7 protein-coding genes are annotated in these 12,848 nt (G+C 35.7%); all 7 read left to right on the plus strand.

Translation table 11 applies throughout. The features are described 5' to 3' along the window. Positions 1 to 124 precede the first annotated feature (124 nt). The 7 genes from ACEN2N_RS00185 to ACEN2N_RS00215 all read left to right on the plus strand — a co-directional run bounded on the left by ACEN2N_RS00185 (position 125) and on the right by ACEN2N_RS00215 (position 12,797). Positions 125 to 1,645 carry a sulfatase-like hydrolase/transferase gene (locus tag ACEN2N_RS00185; protein ID WP_441822436.1) on the plus strand — a complete coding sequence of 507 codons (1,521 nt, stop codon included), beginning with the start codon at positions 125 to 127 and terminating at the stop codon, positions 1,643 to 1,645. A gap of 17 nt (positions 1,646 to 1,662) precedes the next feature. Then, positions 1,663 to 4,161, plus strand: coding sequence for a glycoside hydrolase family 2 TIM barrel-domain containing protein (locus ACEN2N_RS00190; protein ID WP_441822437.1), 2,499 nt, complete (start codon positions 1,663 to 1,665; stop codon positions 4,159 to 4,161). Next, positions 4,161 to 5,549 carry a sulfatase-like hydrolase/transferase gene (locus ACEN2N_RS00195; protein WP_441822438.1) on the plus strand — a complete coding sequence of 463 codons (1,389 nt, stop codon included), beginning with the start codon at positions 4,161 to 4,163 and terminating at the stop codon, positions 5,547 to 5,549. Before ACEN2N_RS00190 ends, ACEN2N_RS00195 begins: the two co-directional genes overlap by 1 nt. A gap of 12 nt (positions 5,550 to 5,561) precedes the next feature. Further along, positions 5,562 to 7,151, plus strand: coding sequence for a sulfatase family protein (locus ACEN2N_RS00200; RefSeq protein ID WP_441822439.1), 1,590 nt, complete (start codon positions 5,562 to 5,564; stop codon positions 7,149 to 7,151). A 228-nt stretch (positions 7,152 to 7,379) separates the two neighbouring features. After that, positions 7,380 to 10,256, plus strand: coding sequence for a glycoside hydrolase family 2 protein (locus tag ACEN2N_RS00205; protein ID WP_441822440.1), 2,877 nt, complete (start codon positions 7,380 to 7,382; stop codon positions 10,254 to 10,256). 18 nt (positions 10,257 to 10,274) lie between these two features. Continuing rightward, complete coding sequence (locus ACEN2N_RS00210; protein ID WP_441822441.1) at positions 10,275 to 12,107, plus strand: arylsulfatase; 1,833 nt, start codon at positions 10,275 to 10,277, stop codon at positions 12,105 to 12,107. 108 nt (positions 12,108 to 12,215) lie between these two features. After that, a complete protein-coding gene (locus tag ACEN2N_RS00215) occupies positions 12,216 to 12,797 on the plus strand; it encodes a Crp/Fnr family transcriptional regulator (RefSeq protein ID WP_441822442.1) in 582 nt (193 codons plus the stop codon). Positions 12,798 to 12,848: the final 51 nt, after the last annotated feature.

Below are 12,848 nucleotides of genomic sequence, written 5' to 3' on the forward strand. Positions count from 1 at the left end.
ACTGCTAAACAAAACTATAAAAGCCACATTTGTAGTGAGTGTTAGCTAAAAATTATTTGAGTTATTTATAATGCTCACTTCTACCGAAGTGGGCATTATTTGTTTTAAAACCATCCATTAAGCAATGAAAATTACACTATACATTTTACTATTCTCAGTATTCATCTCTTGTGAAAGCGAGTCTAAAACAGCTAGCCAAAATTCAAAGCCTAACATTGTTTTTATTTTCACTGACGACCAAACCTATTGGTCAATACATGCATTAGGTAATTCAGAAATCATTACACCGAATATGGACGCTATGGTTCATGAGGGTACCACGTTTACAAATGCTTACAATATGGGTTCATGGAGCGGCGCTGTCTGTGCGGCATCTAGAGCAATGATAATTTCTGGGCGCTCTGTATGGAGGGCAAATTCATTTCGTCAAAATTGGATTGCTAATGACTCCATCGATAAGACTTGGGGCAAGCTTTTGGAAAGTTATGGTTATGAAACCTATATGACCGGAAAATGGCATGTAGATGCTCCTGCTCAGAAAGTTTTTATGCATACATCACATATTCGTCCTGGAATGCCAAACGATGCATGGGACCACGAAACCATGGTTAACAAATTCGATTCACTTTCAAAACTCAATAATGCAAAATCCGAAAGTATTATGCCAAATGGGTATAATCGTCCACTTTCTATAAACGATACTACATGGTCACCAACAGATATATCAAAAGGAGGGTTTTGGCAAGATGGAAAACACTGGAGTGAAGTTTTAAAAGATGATGCTATTGGGTTTATAAACATGGCTAGTGAGAGTGAGAAACCTTTTTTCATGTACTTAGCGTTTAATGCCCCACATGACCCTAGACAGGCACCACAAGAATACCAAGATATGTATGCTATAGATGATATATCATTACCTAAAAGCTACATGCCCGAATATACGTTCAGACATGATATTGCCAACGGAGATAACCTAAGAGATGAAGCTCTAGCACCATTCCCTAGAACAGAACTTGCCATTAAAACCCATACAAAAGAATATTACGCAAGCATTACCCATGTAGATGCTCAAATCGGTAAAATTATATCAGCTCTTAAAGATTCTGGCAAAATGAACAATACGTACATCATCTTTACGGCAGACCATGGCTTGGCTATGGGTAGACATGGCTTACTGGGCAAGCAAAGTTTATTTGACCATAGCATTAGGCCACCAATAATCATTTTAGGTCCAGATATACCAAAAGATAAAAAAAGTAATGTAGATGTGTATTTACAAGATGCCATGGCTACTTCATTAGATATCGCAGGGATAGAAAAACCGTCATATATTGAATATCATAGTTTTCTGGATATTGCAAAAGGGAAAGAAACAAAAAGTAAATATGATGCTATATACGGTGCCTATTTAGACGTTCAAAGAATGATACGTAAAGATGGTTACAAATTAATGGTGTTTCCTAAAATCAAAAAAATACTCCTTTTCGATTTAAATGCTGATCCTGAAGAAATGAACGATATTTCTAATCTACCTGAACAACAAGAAAGGGTTACATCGCTATTTCAAGACTTACAAAAACTACAGAAAGAAATGGATGACCCACTTGACGTCACCGATTGCTTTTCAGAAAACCAAACCGATTAACCATAGAAACCAAAGAAATGAAGCTATTTAAAACTGTAGTATTTCAAATCATCATATTAGCACTTGTAGTAACCTCTTGCCAGCCAAAAGAAGAAAAAGTTATTGAAGACATAGATTTTAATAAAGATTGGCTATTTGTTAAAGACACTATTGAAAATGGAGAAAGTATAACTTTAGAAGATAGCAATTGGAGAAAAGTAAATGTACCGCATGATTGGGCTATAGAAATGCCTTTTGACAGTTCTAACAATGCTCGAAATGGCGGATTAACAATAGACGGAATTGCCTGGTACAGAAAACATTTCACGATAGAAAAAGAAAACGCGGACAAACAAATTTCAATTGAATTTGACGGAGTAATGGATAATTCCAAAGTATATTTCAACGGTAATTTTGTTGGTAAAAGACACTACGGGTATAGCGGTTTCGAATACTATCTAACACCTTATATTAAGTTTGGTGAAGACAATGTTATTGCTGTAGAATTAGCACCAGAAGTATTATCTGAACGCTGGTATCCTGGCGCAGGAATTTATAGGAATGTACGCTTAAAAATAAATAATGCCATACATATTCCGCAATGGGGAACTTACATCACTACCCCAATTGCCACTTCAGAGAAAGCATTGGTCAAAGTTGAGACCAAAATAAAAAATGCTTCAGAAAATGCTAAAGAAGTAACTTTAGAAACTACCATTCTAGACACTGAAAATAATAGTGTTGCCTTAAGTACAACGACTGTCTCTCTTTTAAAAAAATCTGAAAGCAAACAAATTCAAGAGATTGAGGTCAGTAACCCAAAACTATGGAATATCGGTGTTCCAAATTTGTACAAAGCGGTAAGCCGGGTCAAAATAGACGGTCAACTTGTAGATGAATATGAAACCGAGTTTGGTATACGACAAATTGAATTTAAAAAAGAAGGTTTTTATTTAAACGGTAATGCTGTCGAGCTCAATGGGGTTTGCATGCATCACGATTTAGGACCGTTAGGTGCGGCAGTAAATTATAGGGCAACCGAACGCCAAATGCAAATTATGCAAGAAATGGGTGCTAATGCATTACGAACAAGTCATAACCCGCCATCGCCAGAAATACTTCAAGTATGCGATAGATTAGGAATTGTGGTGATAGATGAGGCTTTTGATGAATGGAAAATACCTAAAGTACCGAACGGGTATAGTAATTATTTTGATGAATGGGCAGAGACAGATTTAAGGGATATGATAAAAAGAGATCGCAATCATCCGTCTGTAATTATGTGGAGTATTGGTAATGAAATTTTAGAGCAAGCAAAACCAGATGGCTGGAAAACAGCCAAAATGCTAAATGATATTTGCCATGATGAAGATAATACAAGACCAACAACAGCTGGTTTTAATTACTATCCTGCCTCGTTCACCAACAAATTAGCCTACCAAATTGATATAGTCGGGGTAAATTACAAGCCCGCTTATTATGGCGAAATAAGAGAACAAAATCCTGAAATGATATTTTATGGATCAGAAACCTCTTCACAAACCAGTACAAGAGGGTTTTATGAAATTCCGCAAGCTTACAAAGTAAACAAAGAAACCAACCAGGTTTCTAGTTATGATGTTACTGTTGGTCCTAATTGGGCCTATGCACCAGATATTGAATTTGCGGCACAAGAGGCAAACCCACATTCTTTAGGCGAGTTTATTTGGACAGGTTTTGATTATTTAGGTGAACCAACACCTTATGGTGGTAGAGATAATTCTACCAACGGTTATTGGAACGACGATTGGCCATCTCACGCTTCTTATTTTGCACCGGTAGATTTATGCGGATTTCCAAAAGATAGATTCTATTTATATCAAAGTCAATGGACAACAGAACCTATGGTACATGTTTTACCACATTGGAATTGGGAAGGAAGAGAAGGACAGACCATACCGGTTTACGCCTACACCAATGCAGATGAAGTGGAGTTATTCGTAAACGGAAAGTCATTTGGTAAAAAAGTAAAAGGCAAAGATTTAACCGATGTCTTTACCGAATACAGAGGTTTCTTAGATTCGGGTTATGGATTTAAACGCGGAATTTACAAATCTAAATACCGACTGTCTTGGAACGTACCTTACCAACCGGGCAGTATAAAAGTAGTTGCTTATCAAAACAATAAAGAAGTGGCTACCAAAGAAATAAAAACGGCAGGTAAAGCTGCTAAAATAGCATTGGTAGCTGATAGAAGCAGTATTAATGCTGATGGAAAAGACCTGTCTTTTATAACGGTAAGGGTTGAAGATAAAGATGGTAATCTATGCCCCAACGCAGATAACTTAGTAAATTTTGAAGTAACAGGTAATGGTGTTCTAGAAGCAGTTGGCAATGGAAATTCTGCCTCTTTAGAATCATTTAATGAAGACCATATTAAATCTTTTTATGGCAAAAGCTTGGCTATATTAAAATCTACCGAAGCATCTGGCGAAATTAATATTACGGCAAGTTCACAAAATTTAAGTTCATCTACCATTACCATTAAATCGAAATAATGAACAAGAATTTCACTGAACTCTTAATTCTACTCTTAGCTATAATAAGTGTTAATACAGCAATTAGCCAAGAAAGACCAAATGTTATCGTAATTCTTACAGATGATCAAGGTTGGGCCGATGTGGGTTTTAATGGTGCTACCGATATACCCACCCCAAATTTAGATAGGCTTGCTAGAGAAGGAGTTATTTTTTCAAATGGTTATGTTTCTCATCCTTACTGTAGTCCGTCTAGAGCTGGTTTATTAACAGGTCGTTACCAAGCCCGTTTCGGTCATGATTGCAATATGCCCTATGACGGAGAAAACGATGCGAGTATTGGTACACCTTTATCTGAAAAAATGATTTCTGAAGCTTTAAAGAATCAAGGCTATAGAACTAGTGCAGTAGGAAAATGGCATATAGGCGATCATCCAGATTTGTACCCGCCAGCACAAGGTTTTGACCATTGGTTCGGATTTCCTGGTGGGGGAATGAACTATTGGGGGGAATCTAAAAATGAAATTCAGACTATTTATAGAAATAGAAAAGCAGTACCCGAAAATGAATTATCTTACTTAACAGATGACTTCACCGACGAAACAATTGCTTTTATTAATAAAAAAGATGACAAACCCTTCTTTATTTATCTGGCATACAACGCACCACACGCTCCTGATCATGCCACAAAAGAATATTTAGAAAAAACCAAACATATAGAATATGCCGGCAGAAGTGTTTATGCCGCTATGGTAAATGCGGTAGATACCAACGTAGGTAGAATAGATTCAACCCTCGTTGCCAACAATATGAAAGAAAATACAATTTTGGTATTTTTAAGCGATAATGGCGGTAGAATTCAACATGCCGACAATAGACCTTATAGAGGTCATAAAGGCATGCTGTTCGAGGGCGGAATAAAAGTGCCTTTCTTTATCACCTGGCCCAAAAAAATAAAAGGAAAGCAAACTTATGACAACCCTGTTTCTTCTTTGGATCTTTTTCCTACCATTTTAACCGCTGCCGGTGGTAATTCAAAAAAAGAAACACAATTAGATGGTGTAGATTTACTACCCTACATTCTTAAAGAGAATAAAGAAAAACCTCATGAAACCTTATTTTGGCGATCATCAGGCAATTTTGAATATGCGGTTAGAAAAGGAAAATACAAGTTGTACAAAAGTGCTTATAAAAACAGTACATTACTTTTCGATCTAGAAAATGACCAACAAGAGCGATATGACATAGCATCGACAAATTTAGAAATTTGTATAAATTTAGAACAGGAATATAAAAATTGGGATGCAAAGAATATGGCACCAGGTTGGCTCGACCCTCATGTCAAAAACGTCATCAAAGAGGAAAAAAAATGGGAGCAAGACAGAAATAAATCACTGAAAAAAAATTAAAACAACAGACCAATGAATAAGATTTTTAAACCAAAAAATAGTCTCTACAAACTTTGTATTTCACTTTTAGTATTAGTTGCTTTTAGTTGCAAAGAGTCAAATAAAAAAGAAGCTGAAGATGTTTCAAAAGAAGCGGAAACTTCTTCTCAACCAAATATTGTGGTTATTTACCTCGATGATTTAGGGTATGGTGATATCAGTGCCAATGGCGCTACTGAAATAAACACCCCAAACATTGATAATTTAGCCAATGGTGGTGTACGCTTTACAAATGGCTATGCAACATCTGCCACGTGTACGCCAAGCCGTTATGGACTTTTAACAGGAGTATACCCTTGGAGAAATAAAGATGCGCAAATATTACCCGGTACGGCACCATTAATTATTAGCACCGAACAGCAAACCGTACCAAAGATGTTAAAGAAACAGGGCTATACTACCGGTATCGTAGGTAAATGGCACTTAGGTTTAGGTACGGGTAATGTAAACTGGAACGAAAGAGTATCTCCGGGTCCAAATGAAGTTGGTTTTGACTATTCTTATATCATGGCAGCTACGCAAGATCGCGTACCTACAGTCTATATAAAAGATGGTCATGTAGCTGGTTTAGACCCTAATGACCCAATAGAGGTAGATTATGCGAACAATTATGGCAACCAACCAACAGGTAAGGACAATCCAGAATTAACAAGTATGAAGTGGCATCATGGCCATAATAATAGCATTGTAAACGGTATACCAAGAATTGGCTTCATGAAAGGTGGAGAAGATGCAAAATGGAGCGATGTAGATATGGCTGATCACTTTTTAGAAAAAGCACAAGCCTATGTAAAGAATCATAAAAAAGAACCTTTCTTTTTATACTATGCACTGCAACAACCGCATGTACCAAGAACACCTCATCCTCGTTTTGAAGGTAAATCTGGTATGGGACCACGTGGCGATGTCATTCTTGAAGCTGATTGGGTTATAGGTGAATTCATGAAAACATTGGAAGATGAGGGAATTTTAGAAAACACCTTAATTATTTTTACAAGTGATAACGGTCCTGTTTTAAATGATGGCTATTATGATGACGCTGTTGAAAAATTAGGCAAACATACCCCTGCAGGTGGTCTAAGAGGCGGAAAATATAGTTTATTTGATGCCGGAACCCATGTGCCATTCATTACGTATTGGAAAGGTACTATTGAGCCTTCCGTCTCAGATGCGCTAGTTTGTCAAGTAGATTTTCTTAGTTCACTAGCGAGTTTAACGGGTAGTACCGAAAAAACAGATGATAGTGCTCAAATAATTGATGCGCTATTAGGAAAGACGAAAACAGGTAGAACCGATTTAATTTTAGAAGCGAGTCAAAAAACAGCATTAAGAAGTGGCGATTGGATTATGATTCCGCCTTATAAAGGCAGCGCTTTTAATAATCAAGTTAAAATTGAATTGGGTGTTTCAGAATCATATCAACTTTACAATATAAAAGGAGATAGCGCACAAGAACATAACGTTGCAGAATCTAATCCTGAGAAATTGAAGGAAATGATGGCAACCTATCAAAAATTAAGAGGTACCGATAAAGTAGAAATTAAAGAATTAGAATTGAAGTAACCTTTTTACTTTACCACTTAACAGACAAAAGACTTTGAATATAAATTCAAAGTCTTTTTTTTTTATAAATAACTACCATAAATCTAAAACACCATAAACTAACATTTCTGCCTCCTTAATTGGCATAAAGCGAACAATAAACCATATGTGGTATCATTACAAACATCTCTATTGAGATACCAGGGCAAGAATAAATAATTTTATTTCAAGAAAAATCACACACCTGAAATGAAACTAAACTATTTATTCTTTTGTCTTTTAATTGGCAAATTAACACTTGCTCAAACTACTCAATTACCACAAGGTTTTGAAACTGGCGACAGAACAAAAACCAATTTAAATATCGGATGGAAATTCCATTTAGGCGACGTAACGAACTCGCCTACAGCAATAGATTTTGATGATAGTAGCTGGGAAAATGTTTCTGTACCACATACACCACAGCTGGTTTCTTATGAATTGGATAGTATTAAAGAAACTTGGGTACAAGAGAAATACCTTCGAGATATCAGCTGGTACCGCAAAAAGATAACTATCAAAGCGAAAAGTACTGCTAAGGTATTTTTAGAATTTGAAGCAGTTCATAATGCCACAGAATTATGGGTAAACGGCATAAAAGTTGGCGAATACGCAGTCAATGGTTATGTACCTTTTCACTTTGATATTACTGAATATGTGAAATTTGGAAAAGAAAATACCATTGCCGTTAAAGCAGACAATTCATATAGCCAGGTTATTGCACCTGATCCAGATAGAACCGATTATGTAAAATTCGGTGGTCTGTACCGAGATGTATATTTAGTAACCACCAATAATTTGCATGTAAACTATAATTGGGAAGATTTTGATGCCGGTGTACATATAACAACACCTACAGTAAACAAGCATAATGGTACGGTAACAATTAAAACGACGGTAAAAAATGAAAATTCTGCCATCAAGAAAACTAAAATAATAACCAACGTAATTGATAAAGATGGCTATGTTATAAAGAAATTAATTACTGAAATCGATATTGCCGCTAATGCAACACACACGTTTAGGCAATCTGCAACCATTGAAGATGATTACCATTTATGGTCGCCAGACTCCCCTTACCTATACCGGGTAAATTCAATAATTTATGATGGCGTAAACCCTGTTGATTTTGTTGAGAATACATTCGGATTTAGAAAGTTTTCATTAGAAAAGGGAAAAGGATTTGTTTTAAATGGAGAGCCATTATTTTTGGTTGGTGCCAACCGTCACCAAAGCTATCCTAATATCGGTGATGCCATACCAAACTCGTTTCATTATAACGAGGCACTACAGTACAAAAAGGCTGGTATGAATATCATAAGACTTTCTCACTATACCCAAGATGATGGTTTTATACAGGCCTGCGACGAATTAGGCATCCTCATTTATGAAGAACCCTCAACCTGGATCGAATGGGGAGGCGATACTTGGTTCGATAATTTAGAAAAGGCAACCAGAACTATGATCCGTAATCATAGAAATCACCCGTCTATCATTGTTTGGGGTGCCGGTATAAACCATAGAGGTCCCGTACCAAAAATGCAGACCGTAGCTAAAGAAGAAGATCCGTTTAGATTAACCGCCTCTGCCTCTGCCCCATGGGACGGACCTAAAAATGAAGGCATTACAGATGTATATGCTACTATGGATTATAGAAGAACCGAATTCCCAGAAAGTGCTTTTACCATGGTAATGGAGCACGGTAGTTCTCCGAATTCAGAAGTAAATCAATTTCATATATCAAGATACAAAGGCAATAAGAATAATTTTGCGGCAATTACATGGTTAGGCGCAGATTACAATCACTTACAGCCCGATATTGTAGATGCGCAATGGTCGCGAGATTTTGTAACAACTTACGGCGTATTATCAGCTTATAGAGTACCTAAACCTGTTTACTATTGGTATCAATCTGAGTTAGTGGCAAAACCTATTGTCCATATTGCCGATGAAACAGCCTCTAGAGATGGAAAAGTTCGTGTTTTCAGTAATTGTCAAGAAGTTGCATTATACCACAATGGAGAATTAATCGGGAAACAAGTACCTGATAATGATGTTACCAAAATTAACCTTAATCATCCATCATTTACATTTAAATACAATTGGAAAGAAGGTAGCCTAAAAGCCGTTGGCTATACAAATGGTGAAAAAGTAATGGAATACACCAGACATAAAGAAAGTAAACCACATCATATTAAAGTAGCATATAATATTACCGATAAGCCATTTTATGCAGAAGGTTCAGATATTCGTTTGGTTTACGCTTCTATATTAGATGAAAATGACAATGTGGTAACTACTGCTGATTATGACGTTCAATTTTCGATTTCTGGAGCTGGAGAACTTATAGATAACGGAAAAATTTATGCCAATCCGGCGCCAACATACAATGGCGTTGCGGCTATCTATGTAAAAGGAACCCAAGATTTGGGATCCATTACAGTTACGGCAAAAGCATCAGGTCTCAAACCTGGTAAAGCTATGATAACTACCGTAAAATTTAACACCAACGAAATTGCCAATAATGCCAAACCGATATATGATTACCCCATTAGCAGAGTCGATATTGGTGGAGAAAAACAATTGGTACAATTTGAATGGAATGAATGGACAGGAAATACTGATAATGATTTAAACTACACCATTAAAGAAACAAATACTCAAGTAGCAATAAGCGCTGACGAAAAAATTAATTGGTTAGGTAATGGCACTAGTATGTTGGGTGATTTGAGTTTTGTCGGTACAGACGGTCTATATGTAGAGAAAGGAGAAATGCAATTAAAACTGACCAATTTAAAAGTTGGTACATATGCTTTAGAAACATTTCATCATGCGAGAAAAACAGATATCAATATAACAAATGAAATAGAAGTTACTGTTGATGATGTAGATGGTAGTTTCACTAGAACTTCAGATGACCACACTGTAAATTATTTTGATAATAGCAATACTGGTGAACGTCAACCAATTTCAATTAATTCAATCTTAGAATCAGATGGCTCTAAGCCTGTTATTCTAAAATTTAAAAGTGAAAATGAAAAAGGAAGCCTTTGGTTGAATGGTTTTGTTTTAAAACAAATTAAATAAATCAACCTAACTTTATAGATGATGTATACTAAAATAAAACTCTTTTTAATAGTTATCTTCATCATAGTAACAGGCTGTACTACCAAGAAACAGAAAAAAGGAAATTCAAAAGAAATCTCAAAGCCTAATGTCATCTTAGTTATTACAGATGATCAAGGTTATGGAGATTTAGGCGTTCACGGTAACAAGATTATTAAAACGCCTAATATAGATTCCTTTTATACAGAAAGTACCCATTTAACCAATTTTCATGTGGGTCCCACCTGTGCTCCTACCCGTTCAGGATTAATGACAGGCAGATATGCAAATAGTACAGGCGTTTGGCATACCGTTGGCGGTTGGTCGTTATTGCGTGAAAATGAAAAAACCTTAGCCGATATGTTTATCGAAGCAGGTTATAAAACTGGTGGTTTCGGTAAATGGCATTTAGGAGATAATTATCCTTTTAGACCAGAAGACCGTGGATTTCAAGAAACGGTAATGAATGGTGGCGGTGGCGTACAACAAACACCCGACTACTGGAATAATACGTATTTCAACGACACCTATTTTCATAACGGAATACCTGAGAAATACGAGGGGTATTGTACTGATGTATTTTTTGAAGAAGCTATAAAATTCATAAAGACTAATAAAGACAAGCCATTTTTTTGCTATTTAGCGCCCAATGCGCCTCATGGTCCATACAATGTACCTACAGCGTATTATGATTTATATAAAGATTTAGATGATAGTATTTTGGCAGATACCCAAAAACGCTTTTATGGAATGATCACGAATATCGATGACAATTTTGGTAAACTTAGAGCTAAACTTAAGGAACTGAAAATAGCAGATAATACTATTTTAATATTTATGACCGATAATGGTACTTCTGCTGGTTACAAAAATAAAAATGGAAAAGTAACAGGGTTTAATAGTGGTATGCGTGGCACCAAAGGAAGCGAATATGATGGTGGCCATAGAGTACCGTTCTTCATCTATTGGAAAGACGGAGAAATAAGTACGTCGAAAGACATAAATACCCTTACCGCACAAATAGACATTTTACCCACATTGGCAGAACTTTGTGGTATCGCATTACCGAAAGATCACTTGGCATTGAACGGAAAAAGCATAGTGCCAGTTTTAATGGGAAAAGACACGCTACAAAATAGAATGTTAGTAACCGATTCTCAAAGGATTCAAAATCCTGAGAAATGGAAAAAATCGGCAGTCATGCACGAAAATTGGCGTTTAATAAATGGGAAAGAGCTTTACAATATTGAAAATGATCATGGACAAAAAAACGATATTGCATCTGAAAACCCACAAAAGGTCGAGGCTATGAAATCTTTCTATGAAGAATGGTGGACAGAAGTTTCTAAAGACTTTAACGACGAAATCTATTTTCAGATTGGATCTAAAAAGGAAAATCCTATTACCCTTACAGCCCATGACGTACACGGACCTGAAACTATGCAACCTTGGAACCAGATCCAAATTAGAGAAGGTAAATCTGGTGCCGGTTATTGGAGTGTAAATATCGTTGAAGATGGAAATTACAACGTATCTCTTAAAAGATATCCTATAGAATCTAATTTAGCGATAAACACCACTACCCAAAAAATTTCAATTACTGATGTACCTGGTTTGGAAAAAGAAATTCCTGCGGGAAAAAATTTAGAATATACTAAAGCTAACATCACTTTTGAAAATCAGATTACAACTGAAACTTCAATCGAAGAAGGCGACACCTCAGCTGTGTTCAACGTATCATTGAAAGCAGGGAAAACAAAATTATCAGCAAACTTTATTGATGTTCATAACCAACCGAATGTTGCCTATTATGTATATATTAAAAAAATATAAAGTGAGAATAATAGATGCTATTGCACCAAATATTTGACACCTACAATACTTATAATAGTACTATCACATTAGATAATTATTGTACGACATGTGTTATTTGAATAAAATATGATTTACGATTTATTAATAGAAAATATTACTAAAAATAGAGAAGTTTCGATTTCTGAAGCTGAAAAGTTTTGTAGTTTTTTTAGTGCAAAAACTATTTCAAAAAAAGAATTTTTACTCAAGCAAGGCGAGTTTTGCAAATTTGAAGCGTTTGTAACCGAAGGGTGTTTTAGAGTTTTTTCATTAGATAAAAAAGGGAATGAAAACACATTATACTTTGCTGCTAAAGACTGGTGGCTGATGGATATAGATAGTTTTATGAACCACAAACCATCAGAATTAAATATTCAAGCTTTAGAAGACAGTAAGATTTTGATCATCTCTCAAGAAGACAAAACTACACTTTATAATGAATTACCTATGGCTGAGAAATTTTTTCGAATCATGTTCCAAAAATCAATTGTGGCTTGGCAGCGAAGAGTGGTTAGAAACAACAGTTTAACAGCAAAAGAGCGGTACAATTATTTTACGACACATTATCCTGAAATTGTTTTGAAACTGACAGATAGACAAATGGCGAGTTATTTAGGTATTACACATGAGTTCTTAAGTAAAATAAAAAAACAAGATAAAATACAATAATTATACTCCTGTTGAACTTGTTCAACAATTTTTTAGAAGTGATTTCCAATA

Origin of the sequence: Maribacter spongiicola, assembly GCF_052119685.1 — a bacterium.
Classification (GTDB): Bacteria; Bacteroidota; Bacteroidia; order Flavobacteriales; family Flavobacteriaceae; genus Maribacter; species Maribacter spongiicola_A.

Bases quoted from the DNA above. Each gene is read 5' to 3' on its own strand.
- ACEN2N_RS00185 (WP_441822436.1), top strand. From the start codon at position 125: ATGAAAATTACACTATACATTTTACTATTCTCAGTATTCATCTCTTGT.
- ACEN2N_RS00190 (WP_441822437.1), top strand. From the start codon at position 1,663: ATGAAGCTATTTAAAACTGTAGTATTTCAAATCATCATATTAGCACTT.
- ACEN2N_RS00195 (WP_441822438.1), top strand. From the start codon at position 4,161: ATGAACAAGAATTTCACTGAACTCTTAATTCTACTCTTAGCTATAATA.
- ACEN2N_RS00200 (WP_441822439.1), top strand. From the start codon at position 5,562: ATGAATAAGATTTTTAAACCAAAAAATAGTCTCTACAAACTTTGTATT.
- ACEN2N_RS00205 (WP_441822440.1), top strand. From the start codon at position 7,380: ATGAAACTAAACTATTTATTCTTTTGTCTTTTAATTGGCAAATTAACA.
- ACEN2N_RS00210 (WP_441822441.1), top strand. From the start codon at position 10,275: ATGATGTATACTAAAATAAAACTCTTTTTAATAGTTATCTTCATCATA.
- ACEN2N_RS00215 (WP_441822442.1), top strand. From the start codon at position 12,216: ATGATTTACGATTTATTAATAGAAAATATTACTAAAAATAGAGAAGTT.